Here is a 707-nt window from a genome sequence, read left to right on the forward strand (position 1 = left end):
ACGACGTTGAACCATCTCCCCAAAAAGTAGCCAGCGGACATTTTTTCTGAGCGTTGACGAGCTCAGCTAACGCTGACGAATACGTTTCATCCCTTATATACCAAGCCTGTATGCCTTCCAATGATGTTTTAGTTGTGCCTGGGCAGGATTCCGCCATTTTTGACAAACCTAAGTTTATGCCATCAGCGAGAATTGTCGTCATTAACAACTTCTTGTTCCTTGGCTTTCCATGCCTATTTTTAAGGTGAGTGAAGTGGTCAGTAAAAGAAGTCCAACGGTCTACTTCATCTAGTATCTCAGTGATTTTAGGGTGTGGCAGCATGCCGTAAACTAAATCAGCATAGGACGATACCTCTGGAGGGACACTGTTATCAAGAGGAGTGACTTTTAACCCTCTATCTGATACCTCAACATCTGGTAATTCACCAATCATAGCTAGCGTGTTGACTTCCTTTAATCTGGATGAAAGCAAGGCTATTCTGGACTGATAATACTCATGGAAATTCGTTGATACCGATAAAGGCAGTTGTTCATTATCTCGAGCTTTTTCAAAGTCTTGATATGGGGTTAGATAATCATCAAAATTTTTATAACGTCTTGAACCACTTACCCATATATCACCTGAACGTAATGCGCCTTTAAGTTCATTTAGAACGCAGAATTCGTAATACTTTCGATCAACTCCGGAAGGTGTCATCACCAGTTTT

1 protein-coding gene is annotated in these 707 nt (G+C 41.2%); it reads right to left on the reverse strand.

Annotated features, from left to right (window positions below; translation table 11 throughout):
• On the reverse strand, positions 1-707 hold a 707-nt coding region (locus OU793_RS24765; protein ID WP_274647936.1), incomplete at both ends, for a Tn3 family transposase.

Source organism: Vibrio sp. VP6 (assembly GCF_028823755.1).
Taxonomy (GTDB): Bacteria; Pseudomonadota; Gammaproteobacteria; order Enterobacterales; family Vibrionaceae; genus Vibrio; species Vibrio parahaemolyticus.